The 20,336-nt window shown below is 55.1% G+C and carries 24 protein-coding genes; 6 read left to right on the top strand and 18 right to left on the bottom strand.

The window, feature by feature from the left end; genetic code table 11:
* The first annotated feature begins 24 nt into the window (after positions 1 to 24).
* Positions 25 to 792 (top strand): SDR family oxidoreductase, encoded by a 768-nt coding sequence (locus AC2FH2_RS02415; RefSeq protein WP_496822738.1) that lies wholly within the window; start codon positions 25 to 27, stop codon positions 790 to 792.
* Here AC2FH2_RS02415 and AC2FH2_RS02410 read toward each other — a convergent pair.
* Both AC2FH2_RS02410 and AC2FH2_RS02405 read right to left on the bottom strand, forming a co-directional pair.
* Positions 789 to 1,658: an acyl-CoA thioesterase gene (locus AC2FH2_RS02410; protein WP_496710328.1), complete on the bottom strand. Its 870-nt coding sequence runs from the start codon at positions 1,656 to 1,658 to the stop codon at positions 789 to 791. The genes AC2FH2_RS02415 and AC2FH2_RS02410 overlap by 4 nt on opposite strands.
* Positions 1,659 to 1,707: 49 nt before the next feature.
* Positions 1,708 to 2,925 carry a serine hydrolase domain-containing protein gene (locus tag AC2FH2_RS02405; protein WP_496822736.1) on the bottom strand — a complete coding sequence of 406 codons (1,218 nt, stop codon included), beginning with the start codon at positions 2,923 to 2,925 and terminating at the stop codon, positions 1,708 to 1,710.
* A 183-nt stretch (positions 2,926 to 3,108) separates the two neighbouring features.
* On the opposite strand from AC2FH2_RS02405, the gene AC2FH2_RS02400 reads away from it, so the two are divergent.
* Entirely contained in the window at positions 3,109 to 3,720 is a 612-nt protein-coding gene (locus AC2FH2_RS02400) for a 2-hydroxychromene-2-carboxylate isomerase (protein WP_496688103.1), read from the top strand.
* 12 nt (positions 3,721 to 3,732) lie between these two features.
* On the opposite strand, the gene AC2FH2_RS02395 is transcribed toward AC2FH2_RS02400, so the two are convergent.
* Entirely contained in the window at positions 3,733 to 4,752 is a 1,020-nt protein-coding gene (locus AC2FH2_RS02395; RefSeq protein ID WP_496822735.1) for a phosphotransferase family protein, read from the bottom strand.
* Between the two features lie 25 nt (positions 4,753 to 4,777).
* The gene (locus AC2FH2_RS02390; protein ID WP_496688097.1) at positions 4,778 to 5,596 is read right to left on the bottom strand and encodes an SDR family NAD(P)-dependent oxidoreductase; all 819 of its coding nucleotides are present in this window, start codon (positions 5,594 to 5,596) and stop codon (positions 4,778 to 4,780) included.
* Positions 5,597 to 5,747: 151 nt separating this feature from the next.
* Here AC2FH2_RS02390 and AC2FH2_RS02385 point away from each other — a divergent pair, with 151 nt between their 5' ends.
* The 3 genes from AC2FH2_RS02385 (at position 5,748) to AC2FH2_RS02375 (ending at position 8,068) form a co-directional block, all read left to right on the top strand.
* Positions 5,748 to 6,743 (top strand): NADPH:quinone oxidoreductase family protein, encoded by a 996-nt coding sequence (locus AC2FH2_RS02385; RefSeq protein WP_496822733.1) that lies wholly within the window; start codon positions 5,748 to 5,750, stop codon positions 6,741 to 6,743.
* 123 nt (positions 6,744 to 6,866) lie between these two features.
* Positions 6,867 to 7,307: a type II 3-dehydroquinate dehydratase gene (gene aroQ, locus AC2FH2_RS02380; protein ID WP_142633816.1), complete on the top strand. Its 441-nt coding sequence runs from the start codon at positions 6,867 to 6,869 to the stop codon at positions 7,305 to 7,307.
* Between the two features lie 5 nt (positions 7,308 to 7,312).
* Positions 7,313 to 8,068, top strand: coding sequence for a LuxR family transcriptional regulator (locus AC2FH2_RS02375; protein ID WP_142633818.1), 756 nt, complete (start codon positions 7,313 to 7,315; stop codon positions 8,066 to 8,068).
* Positions 8,069 to 8,462: 394 nt separating this feature from the next.
* On the opposite strand, the gene tsf is transcribed toward AC2FH2_RS02375, so the two are convergent.
* From tsf to AC2FH2_RS02350, 5 genes are all read right to left on the bottom strand, one after another.
* Positions 8,463 to 9,338, bottom strand: coding sequence for a translation elongation factor Ts (gene tsf, locus AC2FH2_RS02370; RefSeq protein ID WP_142633819.1), 876 nt, complete (start codon positions 9,336 to 9,338; stop codon positions 8,463 to 8,465).
* A 77-nt stretch (positions 9,339 to 9,415) separates the two neighbouring features.
* On the bottom strand, positions 9,416 to 10,207 hold the full coding sequence (gene rpsB, locus AC2FH2_RS02365; RefSeq protein ID WP_142633821.1) for a 30S ribosomal protein S2: 792 nt from the start codon (positions 10,205 to 10,207) through the stop codon (positions 9,416 to 9,418).
* A 167-nt stretch (positions 10,208 to 10,374) separates the two neighbouring features.
* Positions 10,375 to 11,211 carry a lyso-ornithine lipid O-acyltransferase gene (gene olsA, locus AC2FH2_RS02360; RefSeq protein WP_271948058.1) on the bottom strand — a complete coding sequence of 279 codons (837 nt, stop codon included), beginning with the start codon at positions 11,209 to 11,211 and terminating at the stop codon, positions 10,375 to 10,377.
* A 4-nt stretch (positions 11,212 to 11,215) separates the two neighbouring features.
* A complete protein-coding gene (gene olsB / locus AC2FH2_RS02355) occupies positions 11,216 to 11,971 on the bottom strand; it encodes an L-ornithine N(alpha)-acyltransferase (protein WP_496675580.1) in 756 nt (251 codons plus the stop codon).
* A 97-nt stretch (positions 11,972 to 12,068) separates the two neighbouring features.
* The gene (locus AC2FH2_RS02350; protein ID WP_142633824.1) at positions 12,069 to 12,251 is read right to left on the bottom strand and encodes a DUF3553 domain-containing protein; all 183 of its coding nucleotides are present in this window, start codon (positions 12,249 to 12,251) and stop codon (positions 12,069 to 12,071) included.
* Between the two features lie 42 nt (positions 12,252 to 12,293).
* On the opposite strand from AC2FH2_RS02350, the gene AC2FH2_RS02345 reads away from it, so the two are divergent.
* Positions 12,294 to 12,890, top strand: a complete 597-nt coding sequence (locus AC2FH2_RS02345; protein WP_496822731.1) for a histidine phosphotransferase family protein — start codon at positions 12,294 to 12,296, stop codon at positions 12,888 to 12,890.
* Here the strand turns inward: AC2FH2_RS02345 and AC2FH2_RS02340 are convergent.
* The 9 genes from AC2FH2_RS02340 to AC2FH2_RS02300 all read right to left on the bottom strand — a co-directional run bounded on the left by AC2FH2_RS02340 (position 12,887) and on the right by AC2FH2_RS02300 (position 20,302).
* Positions 12,887 to 14,149 (bottom strand): glutamate-5-semialdehyde dehydrogenase, encoded by a 1,263-nt coding sequence (locus AC2FH2_RS02340; RefSeq protein ID WP_496822729.1) that lies wholly within the window; start codon positions 14,147 to 14,149, stop codon positions 12,887 to 12,889. The genes AC2FH2_RS02345 and AC2FH2_RS02340 overlap by 4 nt on opposite strands.
* Before the next feature lie 24 nt (positions 14,150 to 14,173).
* Positions 14,174 to 15,280 (bottom strand): glutamate 5-kinase, encoded by a 1,107-nt coding sequence (gene proB, locus AC2FH2_RS02335; protein WP_496688083.1) that lies wholly within the window; start codon positions 15,278 to 15,280, stop codon positions 14,174 to 14,176.
* Positions 15,268 to 16,302: a GTPase ObgE gene (gene obgE, locus AC2FH2_RS02330; RefSeq protein WP_496691244.1), complete on the bottom strand. Its 1,035-nt coding sequence runs from the start codon at positions 16,300 to 16,302 to the stop codon at positions 15,268 to 15,270. Before obgE ends, proB begins: the two co-directional genes overlap by 13 nt.
* A 37-nt stretch (positions 16,303 to 16,339) precedes the next feature.
* Positions 16,340 to 16,876: a GNAT family N-acetyltransferase gene (locus AC2FH2_RS02325; protein ID WP_142633834.1), complete on the bottom strand. Its 537-nt coding sequence runs from the start codon at positions 16,874 to 16,876 to the stop codon at positions 16,340 to 16,342.
* On the bottom strand, positions 16,873 to 17,481 hold the full coding sequence (locus tag AC2FH2_RS02320) for a LysE family translocator (protein WP_271947094.1): 609 nt from the start codon (positions 17,479 to 17,481) through the stop codon (positions 16,873 to 16,875). The genes AC2FH2_RS02325 and AC2FH2_RS02320 overlap by 4 nt, the downstream gene beginning before the upstream one ends.
* Positions 17,482 to 17,574: 93 nt before the next feature.
* Positions 17,575 to 17,844 carry a 50S ribosomal protein L27 gene (gene rpmA / locus AC2FH2_RS02315; RefSeq protein WP_120635433.1) on the bottom strand — a complete coding sequence of 90 codons (270 nt, stop codon included), beginning with the start codon at positions 17,842 to 17,844 and terminating at the stop codon, positions 17,575 to 17,577.
* An 11-nt stretch (positions 17,845 to 17,855) separates the two neighbouring features.
* Positions 17,856 to 18,473, bottom strand: coding sequence for a 50S ribosomal protein L21 (locus AC2FH2_RS02310; RefSeq protein ID WP_271947092.1), 618 nt, complete (start codon positions 18,471 to 18,473; stop codon positions 17,856 to 17,858).
* A gap of 210 nt (positions 18,474 to 18,683) precedes the next feature.
* Positions 18,684 to 19,481, bottom strand: coding sequence for a DUF2059 domain-containing protein (locus AC2FH2_RS02305; protein ID WP_281994622.1), 798 nt, complete (start codon positions 19,479 to 19,481; stop codon positions 18,684 to 18,686).
* Positions 19,481 to 20,302: a DUF2059 domain-containing protein gene (locus AC2FH2_RS02300; protein ID WP_271948056.1), complete on the bottom strand. Its 822-nt coding sequence runs from the start codon at positions 20,300 to 20,302 to the stop codon at positions 19,481 to 19,483. Before AC2FH2_RS02300 ends, AC2FH2_RS02305 begins: the two co-directional genes overlap by 1 nt.
* Positions 20,303 to 20,336 lie beyond the last annotated feature (34 nt).

Raw genomic sequence — 20,336 nt, 5'->3', positions numbered from 1 at the left:
CACCTACCACATCATGAGGATCGAATGGAATTGAACGGAAAGATCGTTGTTGTGACCGGTGCCGCTGATGGCATCGGAAAAGGTTTGGCACAGCGATTTGCTCGTGAAGGTGCCACGGTTGCCTGCGCTGATATCAACAAAACCGGCGCAGACGCTGTCGCAAAAGAGATTGGCGGCCATTCATTCCATTGTGATGTTTCGCTTGAGGCTAATACAGCCGAGTTGATCGAAGCTATAGAAAGCTCGATTGGCCCTATCGATCTGTATTGTGCAAATGCCGGGATATTGACGATTGGTGGCTTGGAGGTTCCGGATGAAGACTGGGATCGTATCTGGAAAATCAACGTGATGTCCCATGTTTGGACCGCGCGGCATTTGGTGCCCAGAATGCTGGACCGTGGCGAAGGCTACATCATGACCACGGCGTCTGCTGCGGGATTGCTGAACCAGCCAGGTGCTGCGCCATACGGCGTCACAAAGCACGCAGCAGTTGGATTTGCTGAATGGTTGTCGCTTACATACGGGCATAAAGGTTTGCGGGTCTCGGTACTTTGCCCACAGGCCGTACGGTCCGATATGACGCGCGGGCACGAAACTTCCGTGGCTTCGATTGACGGAATGTTGGAACCTGAAGATGTTGCCGAGGCTTGCGTAAAGGCAATATCTTCTGAGCAATTTCTGGTACTGCCGCATCCACAGGTTCTGGACTACATTCGCCATAAATCCGGAGATTATGACAGGTGGATTTCTGGAATGCAGAAGTTAAATCAAATATTTATTGAAGAGACTTAACTTTTGTTCTGAGGGCGCCTCATCAGGCCTTCCTGGGCGACTGATGCGACCAGAACGCCATCTTCGGAATAGATTGATCCACGGTTGAAGTTGCGCCCTCGTCCGCTCCATGGCGAATCCATGGAATACAGATGCCAATTCTCGAACTTGAGCGGCGCGTGAAACCAAATCGCATGGTCCAGGCTGGCGCCGTTCACTTCACCAGTAAACCAGCTTAGGCCGTGCGGGCGCATTCCCGAGCTCATGAGATACATATCTGAAGCATAGGCCAGCAACAGATGCTGCGTGACCGCATCGGCATTGGCCGCGGCCCCCATCCGGAACCAAATCTGGTTGCGGTCATCCGATTTCTCTGGGTTGAAAGGATCCAGATGGCCGACCTCGCGGACTTCGATCGGGCGCTCGCGTGTTAGTTCTCCGCGAAAGCTGGGCGGTACTTTGTCCAGATATTTCTTCTTGAGCTCTGATCGCGATGGGTAGGATTCGGGCGTTTCCATCTCAGGCATGTCGTGCTGATGATCCCAACCTTCGTCCTGAATGTGGAATGAGGCGGACATGTTTAAAATCTGCTTACCATGCTGAATTGCAACCACACGGCGCGTCGTGAAGGAACCTCCGTCACGGGCCCTATCAACTTGATAAATTACGGGAATGCTTGGGTCGCCAGGGCGGATGAAATAGGCGTGCAGGGAATGACATAGGCGGTTGTCGACGGTGCGATATGCGGCGGCTAGTGCTTGTGCGATGACCTGACCGCCGAAAATCCGCATAGGTGTTTCGCCGCCCGACCCTGTTCCCCGAAACAGGTCCACTTCCAGTCTTTCAACGTCCAGAAGATCCAGAAGAACTCTCTCTGCTTCGGTCATATGCGGTACTCCGATTAATCTTGGCGAATGGGTATCAGCGCGCCGAATGTCATTCAATGATTGACCCGAGGGTGAGCGCCTTCAATTCTGCGCGGGAGGGATAAGAGCTGGATGGTGACAGTTGGGTGAAAAAGATCGCTGTAAAATCGTTCTGACGATCAACCCAAAAGAAGGTCGATGCCATACCACCCCAGCTGAAATCCCCCATGCTGCCCGGAACACAGGTTCTGCCGGGGTTAATGACGACAGCGCCACCAAGGCCAAAGCCCATGCCCTCCATGGGTTGTTCCGCAAAACTCTGCGGTCCCATCGAGGCAATATCGCCGGGTAAGTGGTTGTGAAGCATGAATTCTACAGTTTTTGGTGCAAGAATCTGTTGATCACCGAACCTTCCGCGATTTCGGAGCATCTCTGAAAATCTAGCAAAGTCATCAATGATTGAAACCAACCCTCCGCCCCCAGAGTACATTGTTGCCGATTCAAAGGGCGATGCTTCGGCATTGTCGACCAGACGCAATGTCTGCTCACCCGTACGGGCTTCGTTTATCGCCATCGCATTGCCCGCCAAAGGCGTATAGAGCGAGGCAAACCGATCCCCTGCTCCCGCCGGAACCCTGAACCCGGTCTGGGACATGCCAAGAGGTCTGAAAATCTCTTTCGCAAGGAATTGCTCCAGAGATTGGCCAGAAATAACTTCTATCACGCGACCAATAACGTCTATCCCTACCGAATATTCCCATCGCGTTCCCGGCTGAAAGGCGAAAGGCAAAGTGGACAGCAAAGATACTCTTTCAGCCAAAGACACTTCTTTAGGGCCGAAAACAAGATCAAGTTCGTCCATTGCCGCAGCCAGGATGCCGGGGTTGAAAGGATAGCTCAGGCCACTTGTATGGGTCAGCAGCTGATGAAGCGTTGGTGCAGGTGCAGGTTCGGTCTGATCCAACCTTGTGGCGCCGGGTACCAGCGCCTGTGTTGCGGAGAAATCAGATATATATTCAGACACTTGAGCGCCGAGGTGAACCTCACCGCGTTCGACAAGGATCATCAGGGCCGCAGTGGTTATCGGCTTGGTCATCGAATAGATGCGAACGAGGGTATCCCGCTCGAATGGCAGATTGTTCTCAACGCTTCTAAGCCCGCAGGAATGAAACAGAACCTCCCTGCCCTGATGCATCATCAAGAATGAGCTTCCGGCATATTTGCGATCATCCACATAGGATTGCATCCAATCGCAAATACGATCTAGCCGGGCTTGTTCGAACTTCATCTGTGTGTGCTCAACTTTGAGAAATTAACGTATCTTTCCCGAATATTGCGGGGTTAAGCGGAAAAAGGACAGCTAAATCACCTCAATCCAACGATGTCCCTGTACGCCAAAAGGGTTTTGCCTGCTAATGTGGTCGCAGATAGATTCGTGTCCGGTTCGACTCTCGCCTGATGGAGGAGAAATATGCCGCAACATATAGAATTTGTTTATGATTTTTGCAGTCCGAACGCCTTCCTCGCGCAGAAGATGATATCTGATATCGCCGCAAAGCACGAAGTCGGTGTTACATATGTTCCGGTTCTGCTGGCCACTGTTTTCAAAGCCACCAATAACCAAAGCCCGTTTAAGGCTTTTTCAGAGAACCGGCAGAAGACGGCCTATTTGACCCGCGATCTCCATCGCTTTGCGCGTCACCGTGGGTTGAGCTTTCATATGAGCCCACATTTCCCGATGAACACCAAATTCGCCATGCGCGGGGCTTTGTTAGCATCCGGTAAATCATGGGAAAACAGATATATAGCGTCCATATTTGATGCTATTTGGGTGCACGGCCAAAAAGTGGATGATCTGGGTGTCCTTTGCGACATTCTTCAGGATAACGGCTTGCCTATACGAAAACTGCGCGAGGCCATGACCAATCTGAACGTAAAGCAAAACCTGAAAAACCAAACCAAGGCTATGGTCAAGCGAGGTGTTTTCGGTGTCCCCAGCATGTTTGTAGGTACTGAGATGTTCTTTGGCAAAAACAGCCTGGCCAACCTTGAGCTTGAATTGTCGAAATTTCATACGCCCTAGGTGGTTTCACCCTCAGCCCAATGCAGTCAGCCCTCGTTGTGCAAACTTAGGAACGTAACTACCAAAAATATGAGCTCTTTTCGGATCAGAGGCGTTTCCGTCAAGCGCCCGCTTATAAACACCCTGCAAGATCGCGGCCATTCGGAAGAAATTGAACGCCAGATAGAACCCAAAGTTATCAATTCCGGGCAGGTCGCGGCGCCCGCAGTATTGATCAATGAAAGCCTGATCGGATGGCAGGCCGAGCGAGGACCGGTCTATGCCAGCCAGACCCCGCCCCTCTTTTCCAGGTGGCATCTGCCATTGCATGATAACGGCTGCGAGATCGGCAAAGGGATGCCCGATTGTCGACAATTCCCAATCCAGTACGCCCAGACAGCGTGTGCCCTGCTTTTCGAACATCAGATTGTCGATGCGGTAATCGCCGTGAACCAGTGTTCTCTGACCATCATCCTTGGGGGTTGCGTTGGTCAAAGCCTCGATCAAGGCATCCATATCCGGAATCTGAGTGGTTTCGGACGCCCGAAATTGTTTCGTCCACCGCCCGATCTGACGCTCAAAATAGCTTCCCGGCGGGCCATAGTCGGACAGGCCAACCGAATCGATATCGACCTTATGCAGCGCCGCCAGAACGCGGTTCATCTCGTCGATAATTGCCGTGCGGGTTTCGGTTCTTTCGCCAAGCATTGTGGGTTCAAGAAACGTCCTGCCGTCGAGATGCTCCATCACATAAAACGCCGACCCGATGACGTCATCATCCTCGCAAAGCAGCAACATTTTTGGCACCGGCACATCGCTTTCGGCCAGAGCACTTTGAACCCTGAACTCACGGTCAACGGCATGGGCGGATTTCAGCAACACTCCCGGCGGCTTGCGGCGCAGGACATAGGAATTCTCAGGCGTTTTTAACTCAAAAGTTGGGTTTGATTGGCCAACCTCGAATTTTTTCGCCTCCAACGGACCCCGATACCCTTTGAGATGCGTGCCGAGATAGGCATCGACGCGTTTCAGATCCAGAATTGCGCTGTCCATTTTGTGGCTCCCTTTGGCCGATGCTTCAGAGTGCTTCAGCAAAGATGTTGCCGGCGGTGACAACATTGATCCCGCCCGAAACCGGGATCACCGCGCCTGTGACATAGCTGCCGCCAAGGCCGCACAGGAACAGCATACAGCCCGCGATATCCTCGTCACGTCCAACGCGACCCAAGGGTACGGATTCGCCGACTTTTTTGCGCGTCCCTTCGTCAGATGTGGCAAAGGCCGTCATCCGAGAGACAAAGGGTCCAGGCGCCAGCGCATTGACGGTGATGTGATGCGGAGCTAGTTCTTTGGCCATGATTTTGGTCAGATGCAGCACAGCCGCCTTTGAGGCAGAGTAGCTATACGCACCGTCGCCCATAGGAACTTCGCCCATAACCGATCCAACATTGACGATGCGGGATGGATCTTCGGCAGTCCCGGAAGACATCAGAATCGGCAACAGTTTTTGGGTCAGTTCGAAGATTCCTGTCACATTGATCGACATGACTTTTTCCCAGGCTTCGTAGGGAAACTGACCCATCGGTGCGCCCCAGGAAACACCGGCATTGTTCATGAGGATATCCAGCCGGTCCGTGCGCTTGAGCACTTCGGCCACCAGATTGTCGACACCCTCTTTTGATCCGACATCACCGGCAAACCCTTCGGCGGTTCCTGTGGCGTCCAGTGCGTTCAATTCGGCCGCGACCGCCTCGCACGCGTCGCCTTTACGAGACGCCAACAGTACACGTGCACCCGCCCGGACCAGCGCCTCGGCCGCCATTCGGCCAATTCCGGTGGCCCCACCCGTGACCAGAGCGGTTTTGCCCTGCAATGAGAAAAGAGTTTCGGGGGTCATGACCTGCTCCTCGGTTTTTGATTTTGGCAAACTGTCTCATTTGTCGGTCAAGGTTAACGCCTAACCCGGTTGTGCCGGGTGGTTTCTTGACAACTCAGAACAGTAGGCCAAAAGTTCTTCCTTACCGAATAACAGGGACATTAGCGTAAACATGCAAGCCTTACTCAGCGTCGCTCCGGGCGGGCCGGAGACATTGGAACTGACCACCCTGCCCGATCCGTCGCCGGGCAAGGGCGAATTGCTTGTTCGCGTGCGGGCCGCAGGCGTTAATTTCCCGGATACACTGATGATACGCGACCTGTATCAGATAAAGCCACCAAGACCGTTTGCCCCCGGAGGTGAAATCGCTGGCGAGGTTATCGGGCTAGGCGAAGGTGTTTCGGGCTTTAACGTTGGCGACCGTGTGCTGGCCCTGACCGGACACGGAGGTTTTGCCACACATCTGGCGGTCAAAGCGGCGACAGCTGTTAAATTCCCGAGCTCAATGCCATTTGAGGACGCGGCGAGCTTTATCTTCACCTATGGCACCTCATATCACGCCCTGAAGGACCGCGCTGCGCTGCAACAAGGGGAAACGGTCCTGATTCTGGGTGCAGCAGGCGGAGTTGGTACGGCTGCGATTGAGCTAGCCAATGCCATGGGGGCTCGGGTTATTGCGGCAGTCTCATCGCAAGACAAAGCAGATTTCTGTCGTCAGATCGGGGCGGACGAAACGATCATTTACGCGCGCGACATGGACAAACAGGCGCAAAAGGCCTTTGGATCGGGCATCAAGGCCTTAGCCGGTAGTCAGGGCGTTGATGTCGTCTACGATGCCGTTGGCGGTGCCTATTCAGAGCCAGCGCTGCGCAGCTTGGGGTGGAAGGGGCGGTTCCTGGTCGTCGGTTTCCCAGCCGGAATCCCTCAGATACCATTGAACCTCCCTCTGCTTAAGGGTTGTCAGATTGTCGGTGTTTTCTGGGGCGCCTCGGTGTTTCGCGACCCGAAGGGACATGGCAAAAACATGAAAGATTTGTTCGGGTTATACGCCAAAGGGCAGATCAAACCACAGATCAGTGCGCAATTCCCTCTGGATCAAGCCCAAAAGGCGCTAGACCTTCTGGCCAGCCGAAAGGCCCTTGGGAAAATTGTCGTGACCATGGCATAGCCAGCCAATATCTGAAACTTCAGCCTCGTGTCCTATAGGCCGCGGTTCTGACGCATGATCCAGGTTCGGTGGACATCTCTACCTGTTCACGTTTAAGAACCTTGTTATGGGGACAGTATAACAATGCATAAAGCTCTTATTCTGAATGGTCCGAACCTCAATCTGCTGGGCACGCGACAGCCCGAGGTTTACGGAAGCACAACGCTGCAAATGGTCGAGGATATGTGCCTCGACCACGGTAAGTCTATCGGGATGGAAGTGATCCATTTCCAATCCAACCACGAAGGCGCGTTGATTGATGCCATTCATGCCGCCAAAGGTGTGCAGGATGGCATTGTTTTGAACGCAGGTGCTTATACGCACAGCTCGATTGCCCTGATGGACGCAATCGCATCGGTTGAGCTGCCGGTCATCGAGGTTCATTTGTCCAATATCCACGCGCGTGAGGAGTTTCGACACCGATCCTATATCTCACGTGTGGCAGTAGGCATGATTTGCGGATTGGGTCCGCAGGGATATGTGCTGGCGCTGGATGCGTTGCGGTCCCATTTACAGGGTGAATGATCGCTATGAAGCTTTCTGAGTATCTGAATTTCCTCAGCTATACCAAAACCCTGGAAGAGCTCTGGGATGCCCATTGCCGGCAAATGGCAGAATATGGGTTCGATCGTTTGCTGTACGGATATACGCGATATCGCACCGAAACGTCGCTGGGGGATCCCGAGGATTTTGTAATCCTGACCAATCACAGCAAAGATTACCTGGATGGGTTTCTGGGAGGCGGGTTGTATTTCCATGCTCCGATGCTGAAATGGGCTTTGCATAATGAAGGGGCCGCAAGCTGGAGGATCGCCCAGGATCTGATGACTGATGGCACCCTGACCGCAAAAGAGCGAGACGTCATCGAGTTCAACAAAACCAAAGGTGTCGTCGCCGGCTATACGGTCAGTTTCGACTCGGTTTCGGTTCGGTCGAAAGGGGCAATTTCGCTTTCAGCGCATGGATCGCGTACACAAGACGATGTGGACGCTGTCTGGGAGGAATTTGGCCAGGATATTCTTCTGATGAACAACGTTGCTCATCTGAAAATCCTCACCCTGCCCTATAACGCACCAAATCGCGCCCTGACAAAACGTCAGCGTGAGGCGCTTGAGTGGGTCGGCGACGGCAAAACAACTCAGGACATTGCGATACTGATGGGGCTGACTTCTGCCACTGTCGAAAAGCATCTGCGTCTGGCGCGCGAGGCCCTCGTAGTCGAGACAACGGCGCAGGCAGTTTTGAAAGCATCTCTTCAAAATCAGATGTTCATCGTTGGGGTTTGACTCAGGGAGTGACGCGAATATGCGTCAATTTACCTAGGGTAAGGAAAACATGACTTTCCGAATCTAACGCTAAAGTTGCAAAGTGGTATTGTTCCGTGAGTGGTGGCTTTAGCCTGGGAACATTTGGTCGGATCTTTGCAATAACAAAGCTCTCCGATCGCTCTGACAATAGGGCGCCTATTTGTCCGCGTCTCTTTGTCGGAATTTTGGGGGGCCTCGTCCATCCCCATCTTTGCGGGGCCCCTCATTCAAACCAGATTTAACTTGTGGACGCTTTCGGCGTCCTTTTTCGTTTCTTGGCATCAATTCTACACTAAGGGCAAAGAAAAACCGGATACGCATGGCGTACCCGGTTTTTCAGATTGATACAGGCCCTGTTCAGGGCCTGTGATGCTTAGCCCTGAACTGCTTTTGCAACTTCAGCAGCAAAGTCTTCTTTTTCGACAACGATGCCTTCGCCAACTTCCAGACGCACGAACCCGGTGACAGTCGCGCCTGCTTCTTTGGCAGCGGCCTCAACGGTCAGGTCAGGGTTTACAACGAACTGCTGGTTCAACAGGGTCGATTCAGCGACGAACTTCTTCATGCGACCAACGATCATCTTTTCGATGACCTGCTCCGGCTTGCCGGATTCGCGTGCGATGTCCATCTGGACCTGCTTTTCTTTCTCGACGATCGCCGGGTCCATGTCTGCCTCGGACAGAGCTGCCGGGTTCACAGCCGCGATATGCATCGCAATCTGCTTGCCGATGGCTTCGTCACCGCCGGTCAGAGCGACCAGAACGCCGATCTTGCCCATGCCGTTAGTGGCTGCGTTATGGACGTAAGATACAACAGTGTCTCCCGACAGTTTGGACATACGGCGCACCGACATGTTCTCACCGATGGTGGCGATCTTGTCGGTCAGCGTTTCCGCAACGGTTTTGCCACCCAGATCAGCTGCCAGCAGAGCTTCGACATTGTCGACGCCTTCTGCGGCATATGCGATCTTACCAACCATTTCCTGAAATTCGGCGTTTTTCCCGACGAAGTCGGTTTCCGAGTTCACTTCAACTGCAACACCATTGTTGCCGTTTACGTGAACGGCAACCAGACCTTCCGCCGCGGTACGACCCGATTTCTTGGCCGCTTTGGCCAAGCCTTTGGTGCGCAGCCAATCAACGGCTTCGTCCATGTTGCCGCCGGTTTCGGTCAGCGCTTTTTTCGCGTCCATCATGCCTGCGCCAGTGGTGTCGCGCAGTTCTTTTACCATTGCTGCTGTGATTGCCATCTTTTGGCTCTCCTCAATTCAAACGGAATAGGGGCAGGTCATACCCTGCCCCAGATGTCATTTACGTGACGGGCAGCTTACGCTTCGGCAGGTGTTTCTGCTGCTGCGGGTGCTTCTTCCGCAACGACTTCTTCAACCGGTGCTTCTTCGAATGCGCCAAGATCAACGCCTGCTGCACCCATCTGAGCGGTCATGCCGTCCAGAGCGGCACGTGCTGCCAGATCGCAGTACAGCGAGATCGCGCGGGCTGCGTCATCGTTGCCAGGGATGATGTAATCGACACCATCGGGCGAGCAGTTGGTGTCGACAACTGCCACGACCGGGATACCCAGCTTGTTGGCTTCGGCGATGGCCAGTGCTTCTTTTTTGACGTCGATGACGAACAGCAGGTCCGGGACGCCGCCCATTTCGCGGATACCGCCCAACGAAGCCTGCAGTTTGCCCTGGTCACGTTCCATGCCCAGACGCTCTTTCTTGGTCAGGCCTTCGGCGCCCGATTCCATGGCTTCGTCAATCTGGTTCAGACGGTTGATCGACTGGGAAACGGTTTTCCAGTTGGTCAGGGTGCCGCCCAGCCAGCGGTGGTTCATGTAGTACTGGGCTGACTTTTCAGCTGCTTCGGCGATTGGGCCTGCGGCCTGACGCTTGGTGCCTACGAACAGAATGCGGCCGCCCTTGGCAACAGTGTCACGAACAGCCTGCAGAGCCTGGTCCAGCATCGGAACGGTCTGGGTCAGGTCCATGATGTGGATGCCATTGCGCGAGCCGTAGATGAACGGGCCCATGCGGGGATTCCAACGCTGTGTCTGGTGACCAAAGTGAACGCCAGCTTCCAACAGCTGACGCATGGAGAACTCGGGAAGAGCCATGCTTTATTTCCTTTTTCCGGTTTACGCCTCGGCGGGGGTGAAAGAAGCGGATGCTCCAACCGGCGGGCCAGATAAGGATGTCTCCCCTATAAAGCCCAAACCCCGCCTGCGGGTTTGAATGGCGCGCGTATACGGCAGGTTTTCAGGCAGTGCAAGGGCCAATCTCCCTATTTTTCAAGCCGTGCAAGGCTGTGCGCCTGACGCACGGTATCTTCGCAATAGGCGGCCAGGGCCTTTCGGTTCTCAAAGTCGCTGACCTTGGCTGGCGAATGATAGATTAGCTCTACGCCACCTTGGCGACGCGCTCCCAAAGTCTTTAACAGATGCGGCGCAAAATCCATGTCACCCCACCAGCCATAAAACCGGTCAGGCTCACCCTTAGGTGCATGGTAAACGACCGACACCGGTTGAACATACATGAAATCGCGTAGATCTTCAGTGAAGAATGCCGCAAAAAGTGTAGTTTTGAATGGTAAAATTCGTAGACCGTCGGTCGACGTGCCCTCTGGAAAAAACAGCAGCTTGTGACCGGCTGTCAGGCGCTCCTGAAACAGAAGTGTCTGTTCGCGTGCCTTCTTGCGGTCGCGCTCGATGAAGACAGTACCTGTCGCTCGCGCCAGCCAGCCTATACCGGGCCATTTGGCTACCTCGGCCTTCGAGACAAAATAGATCCTTTTACGGGCATTCAGCGCAAAAATATCAAGCCACGAGGAATGGTTCGCAACAACCGCACCACGCTGGGTCATAAGCTCGCCGGTTGTACGGTAGCTAATCCCGAGAATCCGGAACGCATTACGGCATACGAACTGCGTGATGAAGGGCGTGACCGGACGGTGAACCCCATAGAGCGGGCGCTCGATCATGCGAAGGATCAGCAGGACAATCAGCCCGCTGAATACAAATACAGCAAGTGGTAAACCCCGAAGGAAGACCAATAGCCATCCGCAGACCCCCAGATTGATTGGGTCAGGTGCGTCTTCACTGTGCCATGAGGCGTCACTCATCACGTTACGCTCCGCCATAGATGCGCCGTTGTCGCTCATTCATCCGCGCCGTGTCGAGGATAAGGCAAACATCGGTGGTATTGAACATATGGTCGATAAAGGCACCCTCGCCCACAAACCCGCCGAGACGCAGGTATGCTTTTATCAGTGCTGGAACCTGCACCATCGCTGCGCGCCGATCCAGTTTATCGCTATCCAGCATATCCATGGGCTGGAACACTTCGGGCTGAGCCCGAACCCGAAGGTCCGGAGGCGCAAGGTGATTGTGATGTAACATGGACAAAGGCTGAGCCAGAGCTTGAGGATCGGTGCCGTGGAAACTGGCGACGCCGAACAAGACCTCGATCTCGCGCTCGGCAACATAGGCGGCCAAGCCATTCCACAGGTGATACATTGCTGTGCCGCCGCGATAATCGGGATGTAGACATGAACGTCCCAACTCCAACAGCTTGCGTCCGCCTTGTTTCAAGATGGAAAGATCGTATTCATCTTCGGAATAGAACTGTCCGATTTCAGAAGCACGATCACCTGGTAACAGCCTGTAAACGCCAACAACTTTTCCAGATTGATCGTCAATCGCCAACATATGATCGAAATAGGGATCGAACCTGTCGCGCTCCAGCCCGGCATCGTGGTCGACCATTTCCCCACCGCCGCCCAGTTCACGTATGAACACGTCATAGCGTAACCGCTGTGCAGCCTGCAATTCGGTGTCATTTTCGGCGAGTTTGACGGTGAAAGAAGGGCCTGCGTCCGGCATCAGAGGTTCCGTGTTGTTTCCGCGCTGATACCGCAGGTTTCAGGGGAATGGCAACATAGAGCGCTTCGATCAAACGTTAACCTTTCTTAAACCAGTTTCACGGATCAAAGACCGGCATCAGGGCGATGCGTGCCCCGTCGATTACCACTTTTCCCTGCTCGCGGAAGTTTACGGTGATCTTACCTGCGATGTTGGATTGTACCTGTCCAACGCCCCAATCGGGGAAATCGGGGTGGCGGACATACATGCCCGGTGCAAGAATGGCATTCAGATCTGTCATCAAGGGGCTCCGGTCCGGTGGCAGATACAGCAGGAGGTACGCGTGAGCGACTTGGACGTCAACCTGGCCGAACTGATCGGCTCGCGGATCTGCCACGATCTGATCAGCCCGATCGGGGCGATCACCAACGGCTTGGAGCTGCTTGAAATGGTTGGCGCGGTGCAAGGCCCCGAGATGGAACTGATCGCGGGAAGTGTCGGCAGCGCCGGCGCACGCATCCGCTTTTTCAGGGTCGCTTTTGGGTCGGCCAGCCATCATCCCCTTGGGCGGGCCGAGGTTTTAGAGCTGTTGAATGATGTCGAACGCGCACGTCGTGTTCGCGTCAACTGGAACCTGACCGAAGCGGTACCGCGTAATCAGGTGAAACTGGCCTTTCTGGCGTTGATGTGCTGCGAAAGCGCGATGCCATTTGGCGGGGATGTAACGATCGTAAACGATGGGAAGAACTGGTCTGTGACAGGGACCGCGGACAAAATGAAGCTGGAAGCCGAGCTATGGAAGAACCTGCCCAGCGGACGGTTTACCAACAAGGTCACCCCTGCGCAGGTTCAATTTGCGCTGCTGCCTGAATCCGCATCGTCGATTGGACGGCGGGTCGCGACCGATACGGCCTCAACCCGCGTCGAAATCCGGTTTTAAGACCGAACAGTCCCTGAACCGCGCACCAGATACTGAAAACTGGTCAGTTGAGCCGCACCTACGGGGCCGCGCGCGTGCATCTTTCCGGTGGCGATGCCGATCTCGGCCCCCATGCCAAACTCACCGCCATCGGCGAATTGGGTTGAGGCGTTATGCATCAGGATCGCGCTATCAAGCCGTTCAAAGAAACGGGCAGCTGCAGCGGGATCCTCGGTCATGATGCAATCCGTATGGTTCGACCCAAACCTGCGGATATGCGCAATGGCGGCGTCGATATCAGCCACCGGCTTGGCCGCGATGATACTATCCAGAAACTCTTTGCCCCAGTCATCAGAAGTGGCCGCGATAGTGCCATCAACGGCCAAAGTACCTTCGGCGTGTACTTCGACACCTGCGGCCAACAGCGCCGATATGACATCCCGTCCCAGCGTTTCAGCGATATCCCGATGGATCAGCAGACATTCGGCAGCACCGCAGATTCCGGTACGACGGGTTTTGGCGTTTAAAACCACATCGAGCGTCTTTTGCGGATCAGCGGCCTTGTCGATATAGATATGCACAATGCCTTCCAGATGGGCAAATACCGGGACCCGGGCCTCGCGCTGGACTAGCCCGACCAGCCCTTTGCCCCCACGGGGAACGATTACGTCGACATAATCGGTCATGGTCAGCAGTTCCTGAACCGCCGCCCGGTCGCGGGTTGGGATAAGCTGAACGGCATCCTCGGGCAGGTTCGCCGATGTCAGACCCTGAACCAAACAGGCATGGATGGCTGACGAGGAATGAAAGCCTTCTGATCCACCGCGCAGGATGACCGCGTTCCCGGATTTCAGGCACAACGCCCCCGCATCCGCCGTGACATTCGGGCGGCTCTCATAGATCACGCCGATCACGCCCAGAGGCGTGCGCACGCGCTGAATGTTCAGGCCCGAGGGCATGTCCCATTCGGTCAGAACCTCACCAACAGGATCGGCTTGCTCTGCAACGGCGCGCAGCCCGTCGACCATGCCCTGAATGCGGGCCTCATCCAGCATCAGGCGATCCATCATCGCCGGGCTCAACCCTTTGTCGCGCCCAAATTCCATATCTTTCTTATTGGCCGCAATGATCTTTTCACGATTGGCCCAAACAGCCTCGGCGGCCCCAATCAGGGCTGCGTGTTTACGCTCGGCGCTTGCAAATGCCAGCTCGGCAGCGGCGGCCTTGGCGCGTTTCCCAAGATCGGTCATCAGGTCGGGGATGCTGTCGAAATCCTTCATCTCAGGTGCCTTTCAGTCAATTTATTAAACAGCCAGATCATCGCGGTGGATCAATACCGCGCGGCCAGGATAGCCTAGAGTGGCTTCGATCTCGGTCGATTTGCGCCCCTTGATAGCGTCTGCTTCTTGCGCGGTATAGCGGCTGAGCCCCTGCGCAAGCCGTCGCGCCTGTGGGTCCATGATCGAAACAGGATCACCGCGCCCGAAATCTCCGGACACTTCGACTATTCCTGCTGGCAACAGGCTTTTGCCATTGCTCAGCGCCCGCGCGGCCCCCGCGTCTACAACGATCTCACCCCGGGGTTTCATCGCTGAAATCCAGCGTTTGCGTGCGGCATGCGGATCAACAGTCGCGATGAACCATGTGCAGTTCGCGCCGTTTTCAAGCGTTTTCAACGGGTTCAGAGGGGAACCTTCGGTGATCGCCATGTCGCAACCAGCAGCCGTGGCCATTTTTCCCGCCAACAGTTTGGTCTTCATCCCGCCCTTTGATAGGCCGGAACCGGCATCACCCGCCATCGCCTCAATCTCGGGCGTGATGTCTTCGATGACGTCATACCGCCTGGCCGAGGCATCCTCATTTGGATTGGCCGAATAGAACCCATCAACATCTGACAGCAGGATCAGCTGATCCGCACCAACTGTGACGGCGATCTGAGCGGCCAGACGATCATTGTCGCCGTATCGTATCTCATCCGTTGCCACTGTATCGTTTTCGTTGACAATCGGAACGACTCCAAGCCCCAGCAGCGTTTCCAAGGTGGCGCGTGAATTCAGATAGCGGCGACGATCCGCGCTATCCTCCAGCGTGACGAGCACTTGTGCAGTGGTAATGTTGTGAGGCGTCAGCGCTTCTTCATAGGCGCGGGCCAGCCGGATTTGCCCGACAGCGGCGGCGGCTTGAGACTGTTCCAACGGAAGCGTGGCCAGGGGCAGACCCAAAACGCCACGCCCCAATGCGATTGACCCCGATGAGACCAGAATGACGTCGGTCCCCTGCCCCTTTAGCCATGCGACGTCCTGAGCAAGCGAATGTAACCAATCAGATCGCAGCAACCCTGTGTTCCGATCCACCAGCAAGGCGGATCCGATCTTGACCACGAGGCGTTTGGCTGCGGTCAGGGTTGCCAAGGCAGTTCCTCCTCGGCGGGTTTCTGGCGCACGCGGTCATCGTCTATCCGACCGCGCAAAGCCCGCAGGACGTCGGTTACACCCAGATGTGCCACACCAGACATTGCCATTACGGAGCCTCCGACGGCCTCTTCAAGCTCGGTCTTGGCTAGTTCGCGTTCCTCGTCATCCAGGGCGTCGACCTTGTTCAAGACGGTGATGCGAGGCTTATCGGCCAACTCACCACCATAGGCTTCAAGCTCGTGAATGATCGTGCGATAGTCTTCGGCCACACTTTCCGAGGTGCCATCAACTAAATGCAGCAATACCGCGCAGCGTTCGACATGGCCCAGAAAGCGGTCTCCGATCCCGCGTCCTTCATGTGCGCCCTCGATCAGACCGGGGATGTCGGCCACCACGAATTCCACATTGTCGACACCCACCACGCCCAAATTGGGGTGCAAGGTGGTAAAGGGGTAATCGGCAATTTTGGGGCGTGCGTTCGATGTCGCAGCAAGAAAGGTCGATTTGCCGGCATTAGGCATCCCCAACAGGCCGACATCGGCAATCAGTTTCAGGCGCAGCCAGATCGTGCGGTCGATACCTGCCTGACCCGGATTTGCCCGACGAGGAGCTTGGTTAGTGGCCGATTTGAAGTGCAGGTTGCCAAAACCGCCATTGCCGCCCTTGGCCAGTAGGACCCTTTGGCCCACCTCTGTCAGATCGCAGATGACCGTTTCTTCGTCTTCGTCCAGGATCTCAGTGCCGACCGGGACGCGCAGAATGATGTCATCACCATCTTTTCCGGTGCGCTGCTGCCCTCGGCCAGGCTGACCGTTCTTGGCAAAGAAATGCTGCTGGTAGCGAAAGTCGATCAGGGTATTCAACCCATCCACAACTTCGACCCATACAGAGCCACCTTTACCGCCGTCGCCGCCATCGGGACCGCCGTATTCAATGTACTTTTCGCGCCGAAAACTGACGCAGCCGCCACCGCCGGCCCCGGACCGGATGTAGACCTTTGCAAGATCGAGAAATTTCATGACTGTCCCCTACTGCAAAGGCCCCACCGGCCACAAGTCAGAGTTTTTTACTGTATGTCCAAGTGGGCACGTTCGCATCACGCGCCACTGAATAGATTTCGGCATCACCCAGGTATTCGAAACCACAATGCGTCAGCACCCTGGCTGAGGCTGGATTGTCCTGAAATACGCTGGCGAACATCGACGTGTTTTCAAGCGGATTGGCGACAACCAGTGCTTCGACCGCCAGAGATGCGATCCCGGTGTTCCAATAGACAGGAGCCACCCAATAGCCGACCTCGGATTGGTTGCGATCCAGGCGTTCCAGCGAGATCAGGCCTATCAGCTCCGGACCGCCATCCTTGGTCGCGTCCATCGCCCAGACATCCTCGCTGCGGTCTTCGGCCATGGACCGGGTCACAAAGGCCTCAACCGCGCCGGGCGGCAAAGGGTGCGCAATCCTTGTCGTCATACGCGCAACCCGCTCATCTCCGGCATAATGTTCGATGAGACCCAGATCCGACCGGCGCAGAGGGCGCAGATCGAACCGCTCGGTTTCTATGACCGGCTGGTTTATGATCGTCTCAAGTTTCATAGGTGCGTTCCTCCTCCGAACAACACAAAAAGTACAGACGCAACAGTGAGACCTGCTAACGTCCACATCAGATATTTTTCCATCGGCCGACCTTCAACCGCGTGGGCAATTCTATCCCCGGCAAATGTCCAGATTGGGTGAAGAATCACCTGACAAATCAACAAACAAGCCGCGATTGCGAGCGTTGCCTCAAAAGTTGGTGTTCCGATGGCGACAAACCCCGTGAACCCCGCAACGATCATGGCCCAGGCCTTGGGATTGAGCGGATGAACAATCAATCCAGCCAGAAACCCTGGCGCTGCGCCATCAGCCTCTTGCCGGGACAGCCGCGTGTTGGCGATCTTCCAGGCCAGCCACATGATATAGGCCGCCGAGGCGTATTTCAGAACAGCAAACACCGCCGGCGCCTGATCCGCCAATTGCAGCAATCCAAAGCCCACCGGCCAGATGATTAGCTGCTTGCCCAGAATGACGCCGCCCACAAAAGGCAGCGCTGCCCGAAACCCGTAACGCGCACCGGTTCCCAGCAGGACCATATTGGCCGGTCCCGGCGTGCCGACCTGACTGGCGGCAAAGATCAGGAAACTGGTGGTTGCGACTGTCATCGGACTGTTTGATCGAACCTGCGTTAAAACGAGAAAAGGGACCGGCATTTTCTGCCGGTCCCCCAAGAATTTTCAAACCTTATGGGTTTCGGCTTACTCTGCGGCCTCCGCCACTGGCAGGACCGAAATAAAGGTGCGGTTTTTGAGGCCTTTGTGGAACTTCACAGCGCCATCAACAGTTGCAAAGATGGTGTGATCTTTGCCAATGCCTACGCCTTCGCCCGGCCAGAACTTGGTGCCGCGCTGACGCACGATGATGTTGCCTGAAATGGCGGCCTGGCCACCATACAGTTTCACGCCAAGGCGGCGACCAGCTGAGTCGCGACCGTTACGGGAGGAACCGCCAGCTTTTTTATGTGCCATTCTCTCTCTCCTTAGCCTTTAGCAAGCTCTTTGGCCTGCTCAACCCATTCGGGTTTCACTTTGACCGTTTCGATAGCAGCAATCTGCTCGTCCGACAAGGCGGCCAGAGCGGCAAAGCTCTCGATACCGGCCTCGTTCAGCTTTTTGGCAGCGGCAGGGCCGACACCGTTCAGCGCGGTCAGATCGTCTGCAGCAGCAACAGCGGCGGGTGCCTCTGCTTTGGCTTCTGCTTTCTTGGCGGGCTTTTTCGCTGCGGGTGCAGCTTCACCAGCCGGCGCGGAACCGGTTGCAGCTTTGATACCCGACTTGTCAGCGCCCGACGACAGGATGTCGGTGATCTTGACCAGGGTCAGCTTCTGACGGTGGCCAACGGTACGCTTCGAGCTGTGCTTACGACGGCGCTTGACGAAGTTGATGACCTTGTCACCCTTGATCTGTTCGATCACGTCGGCCTGAACGGCTGCACCATCTACAAACGGTGCACCAACAACCGGAGCGTCACCGCCCAGCATCAGAACATCGTTGAATTGAACTTTTTCACCTGCGTCGGCAGCCAATTTTTCAACGCGGAGGATATCACCCGCCTGAACCTTGTACTGCTTGCCGCCAGTCTTGAGGACCGCAAACATGCGTCTTTCCTTTGTCTAACCCGCGTTCTGTGGTCCCCTTGCGGGTGTTTTCGGCCTCAGCCACCTCGAACAGCGCGCCCTTTTTCGGGCTGTGTGAATGACCCATGGATCAGCCCCTTGGGTCAATAATAACGATACCCGGCGCGGAGATTCCGGCCGGGATGGGCGCTTATCCAAAGATTGCAGAGGAAAGTCAACATGAAATGGCGACTAAAGATCAGAGCCCTGTAAGACAGCCGCAACCGCCTTTCCCAGATCGTAATAGATCTGATCATACATACTGTCGAAGCTTTCGAACAGTGAGCTGTTCAGCGCTTGCCCTGTATCCGTTCGAGAAAACGCGATGTTCTTGCGCATCTGGGCGTTGCTCAGAGGGTTATAGGCCATCAACAGAAAGGAATACAGCCAGGTTTCTGTCTCTTGCTCGATCCCGTCCTTTTGCAGCAGAAGGTTGTCCAGAAGGTCGCTGTCATCGAGAACCTGGCCGTCATTTATCCCCCTGAAAAAGTTGTAATCCGCGCTCAAAGCGCTCCGCACGTTCTGTTTGATCAGGTCGTTGGCCAGTATGTACTCTTCGACCAGTTTGAACTGCATGCTGTCTTTGGTGTTTTCGAAATAGGCCTGTTTTGCCAAGTCTTCGATTGCCGGATCAACAAATGCAAGCCGTGCGGAATTCTCAAGGGAAACGATGGTCTGGCCAAGATCGCTTTCAAAAAAGGCGATGGCGCGTTCCAAATGCACTTCATCCAGGCTTTGCCGGAATCCCTGGACCAACTGATCATACATCCAATCGGGATCATAAATCGCCTCGACCCGAGTTTCGAACAGAGCGCCACCGTTGCCATCCAACAAAGTGGCGTCCATCTCTTGGCTCATCTTTCCGCCTTCGGACAGGAGGATTTCGATCAGGTTCTCCAGACGCATTGCCTGCGCCAGCCGATCCGCTTTTTCCACGGCGCCGGATGATGTGGCCCAGAAGATTAGGGCGAAAACGATCAGAATGCGCATCAGATGTCCTGTGCGGGGTGAAGCTCGGCCATTTTGGTTGCCAGGACTTCGAATTTCATAGCCATTATCTCATACTGAATGGCGTTCAAAAGTTCGTAGACTTCCTGCATTAAAGGCTGTTCCAACGCCTCGACATAGGTGATGACATCCGCATCCGAGAAATCCTGATAGGTATAAGCAGCACCGGCAAGTGCAGAAAGCTGTAAGGCCTGTCGCATCCCGGTTTCGTTCTGTTTCATCATTGCGCGCAATTCATCTGCATCCAACTGCAGTTCGATAACACCTGAAGCGCTGGCGGCGAGGAGGAACCGGATTTGTATTTCCTGAAGGGCGCGCAAAGAAGTACCGCTTGAGTCGATGGCAGTGTTCATCCTTTTTAGACTCTCAACGCGTTGAGAGCCTTCGCGGACAAGTTGAGCGACTATCTCTTGCCCCTGCTGTTGTTTCGCTTCGTCATCCTCGATCAGATGGGAAGCGTTTTCAGCAGAAACCAGTCGTTGACCCAGATCTGATGCATAGAATTCTACCGCGTGATTCAGCGCCTGATCGCTGAGCGTCTGCTCTAAAATCGAAACTGCAGTTTCATGCATGTCTTTGGTATCGAAAACTTCTTCGGTCAGCCGCGCCCAGTCCGACCCGAATCCATCGGGGTCAAAACCCAGCATCTGAGGTGCCGAGGCCGAGGCCAGAGCAATACTTTCAAGGGCAACGTCGAAACCGGTCGTGGTCAAGAATGCCTCGATCCTATCGCGCCCGGCAGCGGATGCCGGGATTGGCAACATGAATACTGTGAAAAGAAACAGCGAAAGGGCGGTGGTCATGTGGTGCGTAAAATGTCTCATGTACAGAAGCCTA

The sequence above is a fragment of the Ruegeria sp. YTSA105 genome, assembly GCF_059610225.1.
Note: the sequence above shows the minus strand (reverse complement) of the source record. Positions and strands in the feature narration are given on the sequence as shown.

What these genes read in the sequence shown, in the direction of transcription:
- AC2FH2_RS02305 (WP_281994622.1), bottom strand. Translation starts at nt 19,481, where the DNA reads ATGCGCATTCTGATCGTTTTCGCCCTAATCTTCTGGGCCACATCATCC.
- olsB (WP_496675580.1), bottom strand. Translation starts at nt 11,971, where the DNA reads ATGCCGGACGCAGGCCCTTCTTTCACCGTCAAACTCGCCGAAAATGAC.
- AC2FH2_RS02405 (WP_496822736.1), bottom strand. Translation starts at nt 2,925, where the DNA reads ATGAAGTTCGAACAAGCCCGGCTAGATCGTATTTGCGATTGGATGCAA.
- AC2FH2_RS02300 (WP_271948056.1), bottom strand. Translation starts at nt 20,302, where the DNA reads ATGACCACCGCCCTTTCGCTGTTTCTTTTCACAGTATTCATGTTGCCA.
- AC2FH2_RS02340 (WP_496822729.1), bottom strand. Translation starts at nt 14,149, where the DNA reads ATGAAGGATTTCGACAGCATCCCCGACCTGATGACCGATCTTGGGAAA.
- aroQ (WP_142633816.1), top strand. Translation starts at nt 6,867, where the DNA reads ATGCATAAAGCTCTTATTCTGAATGGTCCGAACCTCAATCTGCTGGGC.
- AC2FH2_RS02375 (WP_142633818.1), top strand. Translation starts at nt 7,313, where the DNA reads ATGAAGCTTTCTGAGTATCTGAATTTCCTCAGCTATACCAAAACCCTG.
- AC2FH2_RS02390 (WP_496688097.1), bottom strand. Translation starts at nt 5,596, where the DNA reads ATGACCCCCGAAACTCTTTTCTCATTGCAGGGCAAAACCGCTCTGGTC.
- AC2FH2_RS02320 (WP_271947094.1), bottom strand. Translation starts at nt 17,481, where the DNA reads ATGACAGTCGCAACCACCAGTTTCCTGATCTTTGCCGCCAGTCAGGTC.
- tsf (WP_142633819.1), bottom strand. Translation starts at nt 9,338, where the DNA reads ATGGCAATCACAGCAGCAATGGTAAAAGAACTGCGCGACACCACTGGC.
- AC2FH2_RS02415 (WP_496822738.1), top strand. Translation starts at nt 25, where the DNA reads ATGGAATTGAACGGAAAGATCGTTGTTGTGACCGGTGCCGCTGATGGC.
- AC2FH2_RS02310 (WP_271947092.1), bottom strand. Translation starts at nt 18,473, where the DNA reads ATGTTTGCGGTCCTCAAGACTGGCGGCAAGCAGTACAAGGTTCAGGCG.
- rpsB (WP_142633821.1), bottom strand. Translation starts at nt 10,207, where the DNA reads ATGGCTCTTCCCGAGTTCTCCATGCGTCAGCTGTTGGAAGCTGGCGTT.
- AC2FH2_RS02395 (WP_496822735.1), bottom strand. Translation starts at nt 4,752, where the DNA reads ATGGACAGCGCAATTCTGGATCTGAAACGCGTCGATGCCTATCTCGGC.
- rpmA (WP_120635433.1), bottom strand. Translation starts at nt 17,844, where the DNA reads ATGGCACATAAAAAAGCTGGCGGTTCCTCCCGTAACGGTCGCGACTCA.
- obgE (WP_496691244.1), bottom strand. Translation starts at nt 16,302, where the DNA reads ATGAAATTTCTCGATCTTGCAAAGGTCTACATCCGGTCCGGGGCCGGC.
- AC2FH2_RS02350 (WP_142633824.1), bottom strand. Translation starts at nt 12,251, where the DNA reads ATGACAGATCTGAATGCCATTCTTGCACCGGGCATGTATGTCCGCCAC.
- AC2FH2_RS02400 (WP_496688103.1), top strand. Translation starts at nt 3,109, where the DNA reads ATGCCGCAACATATAGAATTTGTTTATGATTTTTGCAGTCCGAACGCC.
- AC2FH2_RS02325 (WP_142633834.1), bottom strand. Translation starts at nt 16,876, where the DNA reads ATGAAACTTGAGACGATCATAAACCAGCCGGTCATAGAAACCGAGCGG.
- olsA (WP_271948058.1), bottom strand. Translation starts at nt 11,211, where the DNA reads ATGAGTGACGCCTCATGGCACAGTGAAGACGCACCTGACCCAATCAAT.
- AC2FH2_RS02410 (WP_496710328.1), bottom strand. Translation starts at nt 1,658, where the DNA reads ATGACCGAAGCAGAGAGAGTTCTTCTGGATCTTCTGGACGTTGAAAGA.
- AC2FH2_RS02385 (WP_496822733.1), top strand. Translation starts at nt 5,748, where the DNA reads ATGCAAGCCTTACTCAGCGTCGCTCCGGGCGGGCCGGAGACATTGGAA.